At 62.0% G+C, this 16,799-nt stretch carries 20 protein-coding genes; 15 read left to right on the forward strand and 5 right to left on the reverse strand.

Annotation, left to right across the window (positions count from 1 at the left end; translation table 11 throughout):
- The 15 genes from ABI660_RS04650 to ABI660_RS04720 form a co-directional block, all read left to right on the forward strand.
- On the forward strand, positions 1–404 hold a 404-nt coding region (locus ABI660_RS04650; protein WP_348065437.1), incomplete at its 5' end, for an FtsW/RodA/SpoVE family cell cycle protein.
- 76 nt (positions 405–480) lie between these two features.
- Positions 481–1,557, forward strand: coding sequence for an undecaprenyldiphospho-muramoylpentapeptide beta-N-acetylglucosaminyltransferase (gene murG / locus ABI660_RS04655; protein WP_348065439.1), 1,077 nt, complete (start codon positions 481–483; stop codon positions 1,555–1,557).
- Positions 1,554–2,987: a UDP-N-acetylmuramate--L-alanine ligase gene (gene murC, locus ABI660_RS04660; RefSeq protein ID WP_348065441.1), complete on the forward strand. Its 1,434-nt coding sequence runs from the start codon at positions 1,554–1,556 to the stop codon at positions 2,985–2,987. The genes murG and murC overlap by 4 nt, the downstream gene beginning before the upstream one ends.
- Complete coding sequence (locus ABI660_RS04665) at positions 2,984–3,961, forward strand: D-alanine--D-alanine ligase (RefSeq protein WP_348065443.1); 978 nt, start codon at positions 2,984–2,986, stop codon at positions 3,959–3,961. Before murC ends, ABI660_RS04665 begins: the two co-directional genes overlap by 4 nt.
- Positions 3,958–4,749, forward strand: coding sequence for a cell division protein FtsQ/DivIB (locus ABI660_RS04670; RefSeq protein ID WP_348065445.1), 792 nt, complete (start codon positions 3,958–3,960; stop codon positions 4,747–4,749). Before ABI660_RS04665 ends, ABI660_RS04670 begins: the two co-directional genes overlap by 4 nt.
- Before the next feature lie 4 nt (positions 4,750–4,753).
- The gene (ftsA, locus tag ABI660_RS04675; protein ID WP_077592817.1) at positions 4,754–5,983 is read left to right on the forward strand and encodes a cell division protein FtsA; all 1,230 of its coding nucleotides are present in this window, start codon (positions 4,754–4,756) and stop codon (positions 5,981–5,983) included.
- A 142-nt stretch (positions 5,984–6,125) separates the two neighbouring features.
- Positions 6,126–7,358, forward strand: coding sequence for a cell division protein FtsZ (ftsZ, locus tag ABI660_RS04680; protein WP_348065447.1), 1,233 nt, complete (start codon positions 6,126–6,128; stop codon positions 7,356–7,358).
- Positions 7,359–7,445: 87 nt separating this feature from the next.
- The gene (locus tag ABI660_RS04685; protein WP_348065449.1) at positions 7,446–8,423 is read left to right on the forward strand and encodes a hypothetical protein; all 978 of its coding nucleotides are present in this window, start codon (positions 7,446–7,448) and stop codon (positions 8,421–8,423) included.
- A 69-nt stretch (positions 8,424–8,492) separates the two neighbouring features.
- The gene (lpxC, locus tag ABI660_RS04690) at positions 8,493–9,416 is read left to right on the forward strand and encodes a UDP-3-O-acyl-N-acetylglucosamine deacetylase (protein ID WP_348065451.1); all 924 of its coding nucleotides are present in this window, start codon (positions 8,493–8,495) and stop codon (positions 9,414–9,416) included.
- 22 nt (positions 9,417–9,438) lie between these two features.
- Entirely contained in the window at positions 9,439–9,612 is a 174-nt protein-coding gene (locus ABI660_RS04695; protein WP_348065453.1) for a hypothetical protein, read from the forward strand.
- Between the two features lie 139 nt (positions 9,613–9,751).
- Positions 9,752–10,243 carry a DUF4124 domain-containing protein gene (locus ABI660_RS04700; RefSeq protein WP_348065455.1) on the forward strand — a complete coding sequence of 164 codons (492 nt, stop codon included), beginning with the start codon at positions 9,752–9,754 and terminating at the stop codon, positions 10,241–10,243.
- Positions 10,244–10,736: 493 nt separating this feature from the next.
- Positions 10,737–11,156 carry a GNAT family N-acetyltransferase gene (locus ABI660_RS04705; RefSeq protein WP_348065457.1) on the forward strand — a complete coding sequence of 140 codons (420 nt, stop codon included), beginning with the start codon at positions 10,737–10,739 and terminating at the stop codon, positions 11,154–11,156.
- A 136-nt stretch (positions 11,157–11,292) separates the two neighbouring features.
- Complete coding sequence (locus ABI660_RS04710; protein WP_348065459.1) at positions 11,293–11,658, forward strand: VOC family protein; 366 nt, start codon at positions 11,293–11,295, stop codon at positions 11,656–11,658.
- A gap of 105 nt (positions 11,659–11,763) precedes the next feature.
- Entirely contained in the window at positions 11,764–12,084 is a 321-nt protein-coding gene (locus tag ABI660_RS04715) for a hypothetical protein (RefSeq protein WP_348065461.1), read from the forward strand.
- A gap of 55 nt (positions 12,085–12,139) precedes the next feature.
- The gene (locus ABI660_RS04720) at positions 12,140–12,721 is read left to right on the forward strand and encodes an acetylxylan esterase (RefSeq protein WP_348065463.1); all 582 of its coding nucleotides are present in this window, start codon (positions 12,140–12,142) and stop codon (positions 12,719–12,721) included.
- A 269-nt stretch (positions 12,722–12,990) separates the two neighbouring features.
- Here ABI660_RS04720 and ruvC read toward each other — a convergent pair whose 3' ends face one another.
- From ruvC to aroE, 5 genes are read right to left on the reverse strand one after another with little or no spacing between them, the layout of a single operon-like run.
- Complete coding sequence (ruvC, locus tag ABI660_RS04725) at positions 12,991–13,539, reverse strand: crossover junction endodeoxyribonuclease RuvC (RefSeq protein ID WP_348065465.1); 549 nt, start codon at positions 13,537–13,539, stop codon at positions 12,991–12,993.
- Between the two features lie 58 nt (positions 13,540–13,597).
- Complete coding sequence (locus ABI660_RS04730; protein ID WP_348065467.1) at positions 13,598–14,578, reverse strand: phosphatidate cytidylyltransferase; 981 nt, start codon at positions 14,576–14,578, stop codon at positions 13,598–13,600.
- Positions 14,578–15,195, reverse strand: coding sequence for a lysophospholipid acyltransferase family protein (locus ABI660_RS04735; protein ID WP_348065469.1), 618 nt, complete (start codon positions 15,193–15,195; stop codon positions 14,578–14,580). Before ABI660_RS04735 ends, ABI660_RS04730 begins: the two co-directional genes overlap by 1 nt.
- A complete protein-coding gene (locus ABI660_RS04740) occupies positions 15,192–15,938 on the reverse strand; it encodes a transglycosylase domain-containing protein (RefSeq protein WP_348065471.1) in 747 nt (248 codons plus the stop codon). Before ABI660_RS04740 ends, ABI660_RS04735 begins: the two co-directional genes overlap by 4 nt.
- Positions 15,935–16,783 carry a shikimate dehydrogenase gene (gene aroE / locus ABI660_RS04745; RefSeq protein WP_348065473.1) on the reverse strand — a complete coding sequence of 283 codons (849 nt, stop codon included), beginning with the start codon at positions 16,781–16,783 and terminating at the stop codon, positions 15,935–15,937. Before aroE ends, ABI660_RS04740 begins: the two co-directional genes overlap by 4 nt.
- Between the last annotated feature and the right edge of the window lie 16 nt (positions 16,784–16,799).

Here is a 16,799-nt window from a genome sequence, read left to right on the forward strand (position 1 = left end):
TCGGCGTGGGCCTGGGCGGCAGCATCGAAAAACTGCACTGGTTGCCCGAAGCGCACACCGACTTTCTGCTGGCGGTGATCGGCGAAGAGTTCGGCCTGCTGGGCGTGCTCTGCGTGATTGGCGCCTTCATGTGGATGACGCGCCGCATCATGCACATCGGCCGCCAGTCGATTGCGCTGGACCGGGTGTTTGCGGGTCTGGTGGCCCAGGGCGTAGGCATCTGGATAGGGTTCCAGGCCTTCATCAACATGGGTGTGAACCTGGGCGCCTTGCCGACCAAGGGGCTGACACTTCCTTTAATGAGTTACGGCGGATCGGCAATTCTCATGAACCTGATTTCGCTGGCTGTTGTACTGCGCATTGACTATGAAAACAGGCTTTTGATGCGCGGAGGCCGCGCATGAAAAGCCTGTTTCACCAAAACCGGTTCAGCGCGAAGCGCTGCGGCGCGTCAGCGCCGTTGATGAGGGGGGGGCGAAGTTGAGCAAGTGCGCTCTCATCATGGCCGGTGGCACCGGCGGCCACATCTTTCCCGGTTTGGCCGTGGCCGAAGCTTTGCGCGAGCGCGGCTGGCGTGTGCACTGGCTGGGCGGCAAGGGCAGTGCTGAGCATCCAAGCATGGAAAGCCTGTTGGTCCCACCGCGCGGTTTTTCCTTCGAGAGCATTGATTTTTCGGGCGTGCGCGGCAAGGGGCCGGTCACCCTGGCTTTCCTGCCGCTTCGCCTGCTGAGGGCCTTCTGGCAAAGCATCGGCGTTGTACGTCGTGTCAAGCCGGATGTGGTGGTGGGCCTGGGTGGCTACATCGCGTTTCCGGCCGGCATGATGAGTGTGCTGCTGGGAAAACCGCTGGTGCTGCACGAGCAGAACTCGGTGGCCGGCATGGTCAACAAGGTGTTGGCAAGCGTGGCCGATCGTGTATTCACGGCTTTCCCGGGTGTGCTGAAAAATGCGGCGTGGATAGGCAACCCCTTGCGCCCGGCCTTTACACAGCAAGCCGATCCTGCCGTCCGGTTTGCCGGGCGCAGCGGTCCCTTGAGATTGCTTGTGGTGGGCGGAAGCCTGGGGGCTCAGGCCCTTAACCGTATCGTGCCGCAGGCGCTCGCCTTGATTCCCGAGGCGCAACGGCCCAGCGTGCTGCACCAGAGCGGCGCCCGGCAAATCGAGGAACTGCGCCAGAACTACCGCGCAGCGGGGGTCAAGGCCGAACTCACACCGTTCATCAATGACACGGCGGCTGCCTTTGCCGAAGCCGACCTGATCGTCTGTCGCGCTGGCGCCAGCACCGTGACCGAAATCGCGGCCGTCGGCGCCGCGGCGCTGTTTGTGCCGTTTCCTGCAGCGGTCGATGACCACCAGACCAGCAATGCTGCTTTTCTGGTGGACCAGGGGGGCGGCTGGCTGGTACGGCAGCAGGAATTGACACCCGTTTTTCTCGCTGACATGCTACAAAAAACAGAGCGGTCTGCGCTGATGCAACGGGCGCTACAGGCCAAAAATATGCAAAAAATCCATGCCACCGCCGACGTGGTGGCCGCCTGCGAGGAGCTGGCGTCATGAAACACGCGATCAAAAATATTCACTTCATCGGTCTGGGCGGCTCGGGCATGTCCGGCATTGCCGAGGTTCTGCACAACCTGGGTTATGTGATTTCCGGCTCCGATCTGTCCGACAGTGCCACCTTGCGCCGTCTGGCCGGGCTGGGCATCCGGACCTTTGTCGGCCATGCCGCGCAAAACCTGGCTAGCGTTGACGCCGTGGTCACCTCGACCGCCGTGCAGGCCGACAACCCCGAGGTACTGGCGGCGCGCGAGAAGCGCATTCCAGTGGTGCCGCGCGCGTTGATGCTGGCCGAACTGATGCGCCTGAAGCAGGGCATCGCAATTGCCGGTACTCACGGCAAGACCACCACGACCAGCCTGGTTGCCAGCGTGCTGGCCGAGGGCGGCCTGGACCCGACCTTTGTGATCGGCGGCCGCCTGAACAGCGCCGGTGCCAACGCCAAGCTGGGCTCGGGTGACTACATCGTGGTCGAGGCCGACGAGTCGGATGCATCCTTCCTCAACCTGTTGCCGGTCATGGCGGTGGTCACCAACATCGATGCCGACCACATGGAAACCTACGGGCACGATTTCGCCAGGCTCAAAAAAGCCTTTGTCGACTTCCTGCACCGCATGCCGTTTTACGGCACGGCGATCCTGTGCACGGATGATGCGGCGGTGCGCGAGATCGTGACGCAGGTGTCCTGTCCGATCACCAGCTATGGTTTTGGCGAAGAGGCCCAGGTGCGCGCCATCAACGTGAAGGCGATCGGCAGCCAGATGTCCTTCACCGTGCAGCGGCGCAACGGCGTGACGCTGCCTGACATGCCGGTGGTGCTCAACCTGCCCGGCGAACACAACGTGCTCAACGCCCTGTCCGCGATTGCGGTGGCGGTGGAACTCAATATCCCCGACGTGGCCGTGCAGAAGGCGTTGGCCGAGTTCAGGGGTGTGGGCCGGCGCTTCCAGCATTACGGTGACGTGCCGGCGCCTTCCGGCGGCAGCTTCACAGTGATTGACGACTACGGCCACCACCCGGTCGAGATGGCCGCCACCCTCGCGGCGGCGCGCGGTGCCTATCCGGGCCGGCGCCTGGTGCTGGCGTTTCAGCCGCACCGCTTCACACGCACACGAGACTGCTTCGAAGACTTCGTCAAGGTCATCGGCCAGGCCGACAGCGTGCTGCTGTCCGAGGTGTATGCCGCCGGTGAGGCGCCCATCGTCGCGGCCGACGGTCGCTCGCTGGCGCGCGCGCTGCGCGTGGCCGGCAAGGTGGAACCGGTGTTTGTCGATGACATCGAGGCCATGCCGCAGGCCATCGCCGACAACGCCTTGGACGGCGATGTGGTGATGTGCATGGGTGCCGGCACGATTGGCGGCGTGCCCGCGAAAGTGCTTGACTTGCTGCAAAAATCAGAGCGCACTGCGCAGGAAGGACGAGGGCTGTGAGCCTGAAAGACTCCAAATGGGGCAAGGTGGCCGTGTTGCTGGGTGGCCAGTCTGCGGAGCGCGAGGTCTCGCTGATGTCCGGCCGCGGGGTGCTGGAAGCGCTGCGTTCACGCGGCGTCGATGCCCATGCCTTCGACCCTGCGGAGCGGGAGCTGGGCGAACTCAAGCGCGAAAAGTTTGACCGTTGCTTCATTGCGCTGCATGGCCGCTTTGGCGAAGACGGCACGGTGCAGGGTGCGCTGGAGCTGATGGGCATTCCCTACACCGGCTCCGGCGTGATGGCCTCCAGCATAGCCATTGACAAGGTCATGACCAAACGCGTCTGGCTGGCCGAGGGCCTGTCAACGCCGAAATACACGCTGCTGCGCCGCGGCGCCTATGAGCGCCAGCGGGTGATTGCGGTCCCCGACGACCTCGGCTTGCCGCTGATCGTCAAGCCGGCGCGTGAGGGCTCGTCCATCGGTGTGGTCAAGGTGGCTGGCTACTCCGGCATGGTTGACGCGGTCAAACAGGCGGCGCAAATGGACGCCGATGTGCTGTGTGAGCAGTTCATCAGTGGCGATGAGGTGACTTGCCCGGTGCTGGGTACGGGCGACAGCGCACGGGCGCTACCGGTGATCCGCATCGTGGCACCTGAAGGCAACTACGACTACCAGAACAAATACTTCACCGACACCACGCAATACCTGGTGCCCTGCGGTCTGCCGGCCGGCGAAGAAGAAGCCATCCAGGCGCTGGTGCTCAAGGCCTACCGCGTGCTGGGTTGCCGCGGCTGGGGCCGCCTCGACGTGATGATTGACGGCAAGACCCGCCAGCCCTACCTGCTGGAGATCAACACCTCGCCCGGCATGACCGGCCATTCGCTGGTGCCGATGTCGGCGCGTGCCGCCGGCATCAGTTATGAAGACCTGTGCCTGGAAGTGCTTTGCACGGCCGGGCTGGACCACCACCCCGCACCGGGAGGCGCCGCGTGAACCAAGCCCTGCCTGTCCCGCTGGATGTCAAGCTCATGAACACCACCTCGCTGGTGCTGGTGCTGGCGTTTGCGGGCATGCTGGTGACGCTGGGGGTGTCGTGGCTGCTGCAGCAGAACCTGTTCCGGCTCTCGGCCATCCGGGTTGGTGGCGATCTGAGCCACAACAACGCCGTCACACTGCGCGCCAACGTCGTGCCCAAGCTGACGGGTAATTTTTTCACCACCGATTTGCCGCGGGCGCAGGCTGCCTTCGAAAGCGTGCCCTGGGTGCGCCGCGCGGTGGTGCAGCGCGAGTTCCCGAACCGGCTCCGGGTGCTGCTGCAGGAACACGAGGCCGTCGCTTTCTGGGGGCACGAAGGCGATGCCCGCCTCGTCAACAGCTACGGCGAGGTCTTCGAGGCCAACCAGGGCGACGTCGAGTCCGATGACCTGCCTCTGCTCAACGGCCCCTCGGGGCAGTCTGCTCCGGTGCTGCAGGCCTACCGCAGGTTGGCACCGGTGTTTGAAAAAATAGACATGCGGCTGACGCGGCTGGAGCTGACAACGCGCGGCAGCTGGCGAGCACGGCTCGATGGGGGGATCGTAGTCGAGCTGGGGCTGGGCTCGCAGGACGAGATATTCAGCCGCGCAGAGCGTTTTGCGGCCACGCTGACGCAGGTGTCCAGCAAGTTCGGCCGCAACCTCGAATCGGCGGACCTGCGTTACAGCAACGGTTATGCACTCAAGCTGCGGGGCGTCACCACCACGGTGTTGGGCGACAAAGAGGACAGGAAAGCAACAAGGTAAAGATATGGCCAAAGAATACAAAGATCTCGTGGTGGGGCTGGACATCGGGACCAGCAAGGTCATGGCGGTGGTGGCCGAGGTATTGCCCGGCGGCGAACTCAAGCTGGCCGGCCTGGGTATTGCCTACAGCAACGGGCTCAAGCGCGGTGTAGTCGTCAACATTGATGCAACCGTACAGAGCATCCAGCAGGCGCTGAAAGAGGCCGAGCTCATGGCCGACTGCAAGATCGCGCGGGTTTACACCGGCATCACCGGCAGCCACATCCGCGGTATCAACTCCAGCGGCATGGTTGCGGTCAAGGACAAGGAAGTCACGCAGGCCGATGTGGCGCGCGTGATCGAGACCGCCAAGGCCATCAACATTTCTACCGACCAGCGTCTGCTGTTGGTTGAGCCGCAGGAGTTTGTCATCGATGGGCAGGACGTGCGCGAGCCTATCGGCATGAGCGGTATTCGCTTGGAGGCCAAAGTGCATATCGTGACCGGTGCGCAAAGCGCGGCGGAAAACATCATCAAGTGCGTGCGCCGCTGCGGGCTGGAAGTGGACCAGCTCATGCTCAATCCGCTGGCCTCCAGCCTCTCGGTGCTCAGCCGCGACGAGCAGGAGCTCGGCGTGGCGCTGGTCGATATCGGGGCCGGCACCACCGATGTGGCGATTTTTACCGGCGGGGCCATCCGGCACACGGCTGTGATTCCGATTGCCGGCGACCTGATCACCAGCGACATCGCGATGGCACTGCGCACGCCGACCAAGGACGCAGAGGACATCAAGGTCGAAAGTGGTTTTGCCAAGCAACTGCTGGCCGATCCCGACACCCAGGTCGAAGTGCCAGGGTTGGGCGACCGCGGTCCGCGCATGTTGTCCAGGCAGGCACTGGCTGGTGTGATCGAGCCGCGCATCGAAGAAATTTTCTCACTGGTGCAGCAGGTCATCCGCGAGTCGGGGTATGAGGAAGTGCTGTCCTCCGGCATCGTGATCACCGGCGGCAGCGCTGTGATGCCAGGCATGGTCGAGCTCGGCGAAGACATCTTTCTCAAGCCGGTCCGGCGCGGCATCCCGCGCTACTCCAGTGCTTTGTCTGACATGGTTGCCCAGCCGCGTGCGGCCACCGTCATGGGGTTGCTCGAAGAGGCCCGGTTGGCACGCATGCGCGGCCACCGCGTCGCGCAAAAGGCAGGCAGCGTGCACAACGCTTTTGGCAAGGTCAAAGACTGGCTCGTGGGGAACTTCTAATGAAAATTTTTCCATCTTTTATTCGGCGGAATCAGCGGTGCAAACACTCGGGGGGCGCCGATCCCCCTGCGTGAGACTTTTTCTATCAACAAGAACTTAATAAAAATTTTTGGCAACTGCAACATATGGATAGGAGGCTCACATGAGCATCGAAATGATTGAAATCGAAGAGTTCAACCAGGGCACGCAGATCAAGGTGATTGGCGTGGGCGGCGGCGGCGGCAATGCGGTCGAACACATGATCGAACGCAATGTCCAGGGCGTCGAATTCATCTGTGCCAATACCGACGCGCAGGCGCTCGGTCGAGGCAGCGCGCACAAGCAGATCCAGTTGGGCGGGAGCGGCCTGGGCGCCGGCAGCAAACCCGAGAAAGGCCGGGAGGCCGCCGAGATGGCGGTGGACGACATCCGCGCGGCCATCGACGGCGCGCACATGCTGTTCATCACCGCCGGCATGGGCGGCGGCACCGGTACGGGCGCGGCGCCGGTGATTGCACGCATCGCCAAGGAAATGGGCATCCTCACCGTCGGTGTGGTGACCAAACCTTTCGAGTTCGAGGGCGGGCGCCGCATGACCAATGCCGACCTCGGCCTGGCCGAGCTGGAAGCCAACGTCGATTCGCTGATCGTGGTGCTCAACGAGAAGCTGCTTGAGGTGCTGGGCGACGACGTGACGCAGGATGAAGCCTTTGCCCATGCCAACGACGTGTTGAAAAACGCCGTAGGCGGCATCGCCGAGATCATCAACGTCCCCGGCCATGTGAACGTCGACTTCGAAGACGTACGCACCGTGATGGGCGAGCCCGGCAAGGCCATGATGGGCACGGCCCGCGCCAATGGCCCGGACCGCGCGCGCATTGCGGCCGAACAGGCCGTGGCCTGCCCGCTGCTCGAAGGTATTGACCTGTCGGGCGCCAAGGGCGTGCTGGTTCTGATCAGCGCCGCCAAGGGTTCGCTCAAGCTCAACGAGTCCAAGCTGGCGATGAACACCATTCGCGCCTACGCTTCGCCCGACGCGCATGTGATCTACGGCACAGCGTACGACGATGAGCTGGGCGAAGACATCCGCGTCACCGTGGTCGCCACCGGCCTGAGCCGCCAGGGCATGCGCCGCACAGCGCCGCCGCTGCAGGTGCTGCGCACGGGTACCGACAACATGCCGGTGCTCAACGTGGCTGTCGGCGCTGGCACGGTCAGCGGCACGCATCCTGGTGGCAGCAGCATGGGGTCGGCACAGCCGGACTACGGCAATATGGCCGTGCCCAGCGTCTGGCGTACCAACCGCACGCAGGCAGCGGCCAAGGTCGATGCGCTGGCATCGGGTGGCATGGACGACTTCGAGATTCCTGCTTTCCTGCGCAAGCAAGCCGACTGAGGCTTTGATGGAGTAAAAACTGGGTGGGCTGCACGGAAGCCCACCCTTTTTTATGCCTGACAGTACTCGTGCTTACCGGGAGATGTGATGAAAACGCCATTGATGTATGTGTTTCTGCTGGCGGTATTTGTCTCGGGGCATGCAGACGCCCAGACCGCGCGGCCGGAGCAGGCTGAAAAAGTGAGCTGGCCCAGCATGTTGTGTGCGGGTGGGGTATGCACGCGGCTGGCCGGCCAGGGCCTGTTGTTTGCACCACCGGGCGCAAAGAAGGTCGTTCTGATCTCACACGGCTCCCAGGGTGTTGACAGCCGGATGTTCGAGTATGTGGACAGCCTGCAGAAGGAAGGGTTTGCCGCGCTGGTGATCGACCACTGGAAGCCGCGCGGCATCGGCGTCACGCATGACGACTACCTGGCGGCCTCGCTCCGGGGCGGCAACGAGCTGAACATGGTGTCGGACAGTCTGACCGCCGCAGACTGGCTGCGCAGCAAAGGTTATGAAAAGGTGGGCAGTATCGGCGAGTCCCAGGGTTCATCGGCGGCGATTGTGCTGCAGCAAAAGTGGGCCCATGTGCTGATCGAGCGCAACATTCGGCGTCTGTACGGCAGCGACTTCCGGACCCGGCCGCTGGACGCGGTGGTGGGTTTGTACGGTTTCTGCGGCTTCCGCCATGCCACGCGCGATGCCTACTTCTCCACGCCTTTTCTTTTCATCACAGGTGAGGTGGATGACGAGACGCCGAGCAAGTATTGCGAGCGCTACGTCCCCTGGATGAACGAACGTGGCGGCAATGCAAAGATCATCGTGCTTCCGGGCGAGGGCCACAGTTTTGACGCGCCCTACAAACGCCAGCGCAATGTCTTCGGGCCTCACTACGCGAAGTGCGACATCCTGGTGGACGAAACCGGTGTCACCGAGCTGAACAGCGGAGAGAAAATGCCGGGCGCCACCAACATCAACCCGATGCTGGCGAAATGTGTGGGCAAGGTCTATCACTCGGGCTACTGGAAGGACCGCTTCATTGCGGTACCCCACTGGATAGGGTTTTTCAAGCAAAACCTGTAGCAGTTTGCCTATGAGGGCCATCCATCGATTCAACTGCGCCCGCCGGCCTTAACACTTAAAATCATCTGCATGCTTCAGCAACGAACCCTCAAGTCCCTGACCAAAGCCGTCGGTGTGGGCCTGCACAGCGGCCAGCGCGTGGAGCTAACCTTGCGGCCCGCGGCGCCGGACACGGGCATTGTGTTTCGCAGGGTGGATCTGCCGCAGCCGGTGGACATTCCCATTTCCGCGCAGGCAGTGACCGATACGCGCCTGGCCTCCACCATTTCCAGCGGCAGTGCCAAGGTGCACACGGTCGAACACCTGATGTCGGCCTGCGCCGGCCTGGGCATCGACAACCTGTTCGTGGACATCACGGCGGAAGAGGTGCCCATTCTTGACGGCTCGGCTTCCTCCTTTGTTTTTTTGCTGCAATCCGCAGGGATTGAACTGCAGTCGGCACCCAAACGTTTCATCCGTGTGCTTATGCCGGTCGAGGTGCGCGAAGGGCAGGGCGCCAGCGAGAAGTGGGCGCGCCTGATCCCCTACAACGGCTACAAGCTCGGTTTCGAGATTGACTTCGACCATCCGGCCGTGGACTCTACCGGCCAGCGTGTGGAGTTCGACATGGGCAGTGGCTCCTATAGCCGCGACATTGCGCGCGCACGCACCTTCGGCTTCACCAAGGACGTTGAGATGATGCGGGCCAATGGCCTGGCGATGGGCGGCGGGCTGGACAACGCCATCGTGATGGACGACTACAAGGTGCTCAATACCGATGGGCTGCGTTACAACGACGAGTTCGTCAAACACAAGATCCTTGATGCCATGGGCGATCTCCATCTGCTGGGCAAACCGCTGCTGGCTGCCTACAGCGCGTTCCGCTCCGGTCATGCACTGAACAATAAGCTGCTGCGTGAGTTGCTTTCCCGCCCGGACGCTTATGAGGTCGTCACTTTCGACGATGAAAAAAGCGCGCCCCGGGGTTTTGCGACCCTGGCGCGAGCCTGGTAGGCCGGCGCGCCGCAGGACCTGCATGGGCATGTTCCGTGTTGCCGTTTTCCTGCTGCTTTTCACATCGGCGGGGTTTTTTGCGGCCTACGCGCTTACTTCGCAGGACCGTTACAAACGGGTGGGGCTGAAACTCCTCATCTGGACGCTGGTGGCCGCTTTCGTATTCTTTGCAATATTGATACTCGATCGTATGTAGCCAGCGCCTTGGTGCCTCGGCAGAGCTAACGCCGCGTGGTGTATAACGAAGGTCCCTCTGCCTGAGTTCCAGCTGAGCGGCGCAGTCCGGGTGGGGCTGCGGTACGAGGGATCGCAGCGTCAATTCACCAGGGACCACGATGAAGAGCATTGCAGCTATCGTATTCATGTTTGCTGCAGGTCTTTCCCAGGCAGCCGACATCTGGCGCTGGGTGGACGAGCATGGCCGCACACACATGGCCGATTCTGTTCCCGAACGTTATAAGGCCGCCGCGACCAAAATCGAATCCCAGAAGTTTCAGTTGTCTGAAAGTGAGCGTGCGGCTGCGGCCGCACGCGCTGCCAAGGACCGCGAGCGGCTGGCCGCTATCGAAACCCAACGAAGCCGTGCGGAGGCCGCCCAGCTCCCCGCTTCCAGTCCAGTATCGGCTGCTTCGAGTCCGGGAGGGCAGTCTTCAACGGACAAGCCAGAAACGGAATGTGACGCACTATGGCGCACTTACCATGACAGCCAGCGGTGCTTTGCACCTCACCTGTTCCCGCGGGGGATAAAAGCAGAGGCTTTTCAACAATGCAAGATTGTTTTGAGTCCTTCCCAACGCTGTGGCCCGGCAAAAAATATCGGAGGTTAGCCTCGTTGCCACGGTCGCGGCGCTCCGCGCAGGGGAGGTACCATTTGTCGACCATTCGATCAGAATCACGGCATTGAATGCGTCGACAAACCTTTCGGAAGCTGAATGCCACTCTTGCTCTATCTCCTGTTGGTGCTGATCCTTCTGATCGCGGGAATACGTGCACTCATGGGCCGTGAGCTTGCGCTCACGCTTTTTCCGGAGCTTTCATGGTCGCCAGGCCCGACTGATCGGTGCGCTGTTTGTGACGGTTTCGCTGGCACTCGCCGCCTGGCTTGCAGCGGATCCGACCCTGGTAGGTCTCTTGTGGAACAAGGGTTAGGCAATGGGCTCTCTCTTTCCATTAGAGTCGCCGTGAATTTGAATGCTTGCTTGTCGCAAAGGCGAAAGGCCGGGCTAACTGACGCGATGTTGCGGGCCGGTTGGCAGCGGCTCAGCGAGCAGGCGGAAAGTTTATAGAGCCGAGTTTGCTCATATAGATCAGTCGTTTCACATGAATATCATTATCTCAGCCGCGACCAAGGAAGAGGTGCAAACGGGCTATGTCGGTCGCCAATTGCGCGAGTTCAACTATCGGCATGTAGGCGAGTACCCGGAAACGCAATACATTCGCCTTAATGCTCGGGACGGCGAAGGTAGTGTGGTTGGCGGAATCCGCGCATTGGTTTTCATGTACTGGCTGCGCGTCGAGGTTCTTTGGGTCCACGACCAGCTCCGCGGTACTGGCATCGGTTCGCGCTTACCGGCAGAAGCCGAGACAATTGCATTGGCCTTGGGCGCCAAGAACTCAGTGCTCGAAACATTCGAATGGCAGGCGCCCACTTTTTACGTGAAGCACGGCTACCGAGAAGTCTCGCGCATAGAGAACTATATAGGTCGGTTCCATCTTCTTCTAATGAAAAAGCGCTTGTGAGCGGTAACCGGTCGCTGCACACGGAGCGTAATTCCAGGCTGCCGCTTCGCCGCTGGGGCCACGGTCCGGTCTGGGCAGGTCAGGTCAGATTTCCACGTTAGGCTTCACGTACTCCCTCCAAGAAAGGCAAAGCAAAATGTCTGAAAGTCCATCGCTTGGCTCGGTGATTCTCTATGCGCGAGACATGGAAAAAACCGCTGCTTTCTACAGCAGGTATTTCGGCTTTGAAACTACCGGCGTAGTTGTCGAGGGCCTGATTGAACTGCAGTCTCCCGAGGGCGGCGCCGAAATTTTGATCCACCAGGCTGCCAAGGCCATCAAACTGGGCCAGGTCGGGGTCAAGCTTTCTTTCCATGTCAGCAATGTAGAAGTGTTCGTCTCCGACGCCCAAAAAAATGGACTTAGGTTTGGTCCGGTGCATGAGGCCAATGGCTACCAATTCGCCAACGCCAAAGACCCTGACAACAACCCGGTAAGTGTCTCAAGTCGGGCATTCCGCTGATAGAGCGCGAGTGAGGCCTGATCCATGCCACCGAGCGGACATTTCCTAGTGGTTTCACCATCCGGAGCCACAGCTATGGCAACCTTAACCCCTGGGAGACCAAGCGTGAGCTTCTTCATCAGCCTTCAAAAAGATTTCGGAGCGTTGACAGGTCTCGCGCGATTCCTCGCGTTGACAGGATTGCTTGCCGTCGCCTCTGCTCTCGCTCAGGGCGCCACGCAGCCCAGCTCGTTGCAGCAAGTTCCCGTCACTGTTGACGGCCAAAGTATTCGCCTTCAAATGCGCATCTACAAGCCTGCCGGTGATGGCAGGTTTCCCACGCTGGTCTTCCACCACGGCTCCATGGGCTACGGCACTGACTCCAGCCGGTTCAAACAAGCTGTGGATGCGCCTGCTGTCGCCGCCTTCTTCGTCCAACGCGGTTGAGCCGTGGTCATTCCTGCGCGTCGTGGCCGCGCCGGCTCCGAAGGTGAGTACGACGATGGCTTCTCCACAATCCGCGCTGGGTTATTCCTGCATTGCGTCGCTTTTGCTGACCGGTGCTGACCGCGCCTTGCATGATATCGAGGCAGCAATGACGGCCATACTAGGCATGCCGTTCGTTGACGCGGAGCGCGTCGTAGTCGGCGGTGTGTCACGTGGCGGCGCCCTTAGCGTTGCCTACGCTGGTACTCATCCAGCCCAAGTTCGCGGCGTCATCAACTTTGTTGGCGGCTGGCTGGGTAAGCCGTGCCCGACTATGGGTTCTGTGAACCGGACCTTGTTCAATCGCGGCGCGGGCTACCCGGGTGAGTCTCTGTGGCTCCACGCTGAAAACGACGCTTACTACTCGTTGTCGCACAGCCGCGAAAACTTTACTGCGTTCACTGCTGCGGGTGGAAAGGGTCTCTTCCATGAGTTTGTGCTTCCTGCCGAGAATGGCCACTGGCTTCCGGCGTTTCCTGCCGCCTGGTCCACAAGCCTTGAGGCGTATTTGAAGCGCATCGGGCTACCGGGCAGCCAGCAGGTGGCCAGCCCTTCCATCGGGCGGACGACCAACAAAGTGCTTCGCCCAGGGGGATAGTGCTTATGTCAAACCTTGAGTTTCAGCAAAGTGACTCTCGGCCACCTCCTTTTACTGGACAGAGGGTGGGCATCGCATTCCTGAGCAGCTTGGCGATGACCGACAGTTGTGGTGCTGCTTCGCAGGCTTTCCCGGCGTAAACCAGTGAACCTTTGGAACTCTTTCGCGGTGAGAGGCGGATCGACGTGGAGATCCTATCGAGCAGCTTCACCACGCTGCTGCATTCCGATCAGCTCCAACGTTTGAGGTGGTGCTCCACAAACCGCCGCTCAGTGATGCCGGCCATCCTTGACCGATGCGCTTGACTTGCGCCCCAGCGTGGCTGCACGCGCCAGGATGGCCGCAGAGCCGCCCACATGCGCATGGGTGATCGCCAGGGCCAGCGCATCGGCGGCGTCCTTGCCGGGCAGCGTGGGTAGCTTCAGCAAACGTTTGACCATCTCCTGCACTTCAGGTTTACCGGCCTTGCCGTAACCGGCGACGGCTTTTTTCATCTGCAGTGCCGTGTACTCGGCCACCTCGATGTTGCGACTCACCAAGGCCGTGACGCACGCGCCGCGCGCCTGGCCCAGCATCAGCGTGGCTTGGGGGTTGACGTTGACAAACACGATCTCGCAGACAGAACAGTCGGGGCTGTAGCGCGTGGTGATTTCGCAAATGCCGTCGAACAGGACCTTCAGCCGTTCGGGCAGCTTGCGGGTGGCCAGATGCGTGGTCTTGATGGTGCCGCTGGCCACATAGGTCAGCGCGTGGCCCTCCACATCGATCACACCGAACCCGGTGACCTGCAGACCCGGGTCGATGCCCAGAATCCTCATGGCCAGATTCCTTCATTTACTATACTTTTAATAGCAAATTTTGTATATTGCATAAGGGCTAGAGGCCAAAATACCAGCGAACGGAGTGGAAAAACACGGGTGCGGCAAAACACAGGGCATCGACGCGGTCCAGCAGGCCGCTGGCGCCGGTGACCGACTTGCCTTCGGTGCCCCAGTTGGTGATGCCGCGGTCGCGCTTGAGGGCTTTCATGACCAGGTGGCCGAGCGATCCGGCTACGCAGGCGATCAGCGCCATGGCCACAGCCTGGGCCGGCTTGAACGGTGTCAGGCCAGACATCAGCCCACCCACAAAGCCGCCGACCGCCAAGCCAATCAGCCAACTGCTCCAGTGAAAACTCTGGCTGACCTGGGGCGCCGTGGGCGGCTGCGGCCATTTGCGCGCGGCCAGGTGCTGCACCAGCATGCCGGTCTGCACCACAAACACCAGGAAAAACACCAGAAAAGCGCTTTTGCCCCCATAACCGGGAAAGTCCAGCAACAGCAGGGCCGGCACATGGCTGATGCCGTAGACGCAGACCATGATGCCCCACTGCAGCTTGGCGTTGCGCTCCAGAAAGCGCTGCGGGTCGTTAGCCAGTGCGCTGACCACCGGAATGGCGAGGAACACATACACCGGAATGAACACCGTCACCAAGTCGAAATGTTCGGTCATGACCAGCCAGAACTGCGCGGGCAGCACCACAAAAAACGCCAGCACCAGGCTGCGGTGGTCGCCGTGCCGCGTGGGCGAAAGCGTGATGAATTCACGCAGGGCGAAAAACGCCACGATCGCAAACAGCAGGGTGGCCACCGTTTCCCCCAGCGTCCAGCCGACCCAGAACACGCTGCACATGAGCCACGAGGTGTTGAGCAAGCTGCCCAGCTCCCGGATGTCCTGGGTGCGGACTTCGTTTTCGCCGTCGTCGCGCAGCGACATGACCACGGCCGCCACCGTGGCGGCGGTCAGCAGGCCAAAAACAATCACGAAGAGCAGGCCGACCTGGTGCGACGGGCTGAGGTTGCGCAAGAAGTTGCTCATCAGGAGTCCTTGAGCGCGATGACGGCCTGGCGCGCCCGAACCAGGAAGCCACTGCGGTCCTCGCCCGGCTCCAGCGCAAGGGGGGCCCCGAAGGTGACCGAGCACAGGATGGGCACGGGCACCACTTCGCCCTTGGGCATGACGCGCTGTACGTTGTTGATCCAGGCCGGCACCAGCACGACCTGGGGAAACTTCAGCGCCAGGTTGTAGAGCCCGGATTTGAAGGCTTGCGGCTCTTCCTGGTTGCCGCGAGTGCCTTCGGGAAACAGGATGATGGAGTCGCCGCTTTCCAGCGCGTCGATCAGTGGCTCCAGCGGGTCCTGGTCGCCGGTCTTGGCGCGGTCTACATAGATTGCGTTGAATACCGAGGTGGTGATCCACTGTTTGAAGGGCGTTTTGGTCCAGTAGTCTTTCGCGGCAATCGGGCGGGTGATGCTGCGCAGTTCCTGGGGCAGGGCGGCCCACATCAGCACCAGATCGGCATGGCTCTGGTGGTTTGCAAAATAGATGCGCTGCTCGGCTTTGGGCGGACAGCCTTGCCAGCGGGCTTGGGCGCCGGTCAGGGCGCGGATCAGGCCGAGTAAAAACAGGCTCATGGTTTTCGCGCGTATGTTCATGGCACCTCCACTCCACCCATGCGGGCCGCGATGGTGGATGCCCGCGACGCCAGGTAGCCCGAGCCGGGCCGTGTCTCGAAGTACCGGGGACGCGGCAGCATGACGGCCAGGCGCGCGGCTTCGTAGGCACTGAGTTTGGCTGCCGGCTTGCGGAAGTAGTGCTGGGCTGCGGCTTCGGCGCCGAACACGCCTTCGCCCCATTCGACGTTGTTGAGGTAAATCTCGAGAATGCGCTGCTTGCTCAGCAGGGCCTCGAGCAGCAGTGTCAGCACCAGCTCTTGGCCCTTGCGCATCAGGGTGCGCTCCCCCGAGAGAAACAGGTTCTTCGCGAGTTGCTGCGTGATGGTGGAGCCGCCTACAATTTTCGGCGGCCTGGCTGCAGGCCGGGTGCCCGCCGGGGCGGCGCGGCTGGACAGCTTGCCCGCCGCCTGCTCGGCCCGGGTGTTTTTCTCCCAGGCTTTTTCTAGCGCTTCCAGATCCACTCCCTCGTGTTCGACAAAGGTGGCGTCCTCAGACGCGATGACAGCGCGTTTGAGGTTGACGGACAGTTCGGCATATGGCACCCACTGCTGGCGCCATTTGAGTTCGCCCTTTTCGGTGGCCAGGCGCCAGGCTTCAGAGCGCTGGAAGGCCGTGGACTGAGGGTCGACCACCGCCATCAGCGCAATGCGGGTGACAAAATACAGTTGCACCGCCAGGCCCGCCAGCAGCACCAGCAGCACCCAGCGCAACACGGCTTTCATGCCGTGGCCTTCAGCTGCGCCTGCATTTCCTGCAGCACCTGCGCGGAAGGGGGGCGCACGCCGCGCCAGAACAGGAAAGACTCGGCCGCCTGCTCCACCAGCATGCCGAGGCCGTCGCGCGGGACGGCGCCATGGGCTCGTGCCCAGGCGGCGAAATCCTCTGCCGCTGCGCCGTACATCATGTCGTAAGCCAGCGCGCCGGGTTTGAGCAGGCGTGGTGCCAGCGCCAGCGCGGCGCCGCTCAGGCTGCTTGCCGTGGCATTGATGATCACATCAAAATCGGCCTCCAGCCCTTGCAGGTCGTGCGCAAGCAGCTCTGTTTTTTGTAGCAACTGTTGCAGCGAAGGATGGCTCGCATGGCGCGCCACCAGCTCGGCGGCGCGAGCCGGTGTGCGGTTGGCCACGACCAGCCGGCGCGGCCCGGCCGCCAGCAGCGGCCCCAGCACACCGGCTGCGGCGCCGCCAGCGCCCAGCAGCAGCAGGTCGCGCCCGGCCAGGCTGAGGCCTGCGTTGTTCTGGATGTCATTCACCAGTCCCAGGCCGTCGGTGTTGTCTGCCGCCACATGCCCGCCGTCGAACCTCAGGGTGTTGGCTGCCTGCGCCAGTTGCGCGCGTTCGGTGGCATTGGTGGCCAGCCGGAAAGCTTCGAATTTGAAGGGCACGGTCACGTTGCAGCCGCGCCCGCCGCCGTTTATCCACCGCTGCAGCGTGCCGGAAAAATCGTCCAGCGGCGCTAGCAGTTTGCTATAGGCCACGGCTTGCCCCGTCAGTTCGGCAAAACGCGCATGGATGGCAGGTGACTTGCTGTGTTCAACCGGATTGCCGAGGACGCAATAGTGATCCATAAATAGTGTGAACAGG

It is taken from the genome of Polaromonas sp. (assembly GCF_039930745.1).
In the GTDB taxonomy this organism is placed as follows: domain Bacteria; phylum Pseudomonadota; class Gammaproteobacteria; order Burkholderiales; family Burkholderiaceae_C; genus Polaromonas.